This is a genomic window from Vibrio sp. 2134-1 (genome assembly GCF_033339495.1).
In genome coordinates, this window is record NZ_JAWOUS010000895.1 from 1 (window position 1) to 532 (window position 532).

Sequence of the window (532 nt, forward strand, 5' to 3'; positions counted from 1 at the left end):
CATTAACTTGTTAGGGGGAGGTCTTTCCGCTCCGGCTCTTACCGCGAAAGACATTCAAGACATCGACACCGCAGCTAAACTTCGAGCCGACTTCCTTGCCATTTCTTTCCCGCGCAATGCACAAGATATCGAATACGCTCGCAGCTTGGCGCAAAAAGCAGGTTGTCACGCCAAGATTGTCGCGAAGGTAGAACGCGCAGAAGTGGTTGAAACCAAAGAAGCGATGGATGATGTCATTAAAGCATCAGACATCATTATGGTTGCTCGCGGCGATTTAGGCGTAGAGATTGGCGACGCACGACTGCCAATGGTGCAAAAATCATTGATCAATCGTTCTAAACATTGGGGTAAGCCAGTCATTACCGCGACCCAGATGTTGGAATCGATGATCGAGAATCCTCTCCCAACTCGCGCTGAAGTGTTAGACGTGGCAAACGCGATTATCGACGGAACAGACGCCGTGATGCTGTCGGCGGAATCGGCGGCGGGCAAATACCCAATCGAAGCGGTCGAAGCCATGGTTCGCATCGCA

At 51.5% G+C, this 532-nt stretch carries 1 protein-coding gene; it reads left to right on the top strand.

Features of this window, described 5'->3' with window-relative positions:
- A partial coding sequence (locus R7R78_RS29130; protein ID WP_263856359.1) for a pyruvate kinase occupies nucleotides 1–532 on the top strand: 532 nt, incomplete at both ends.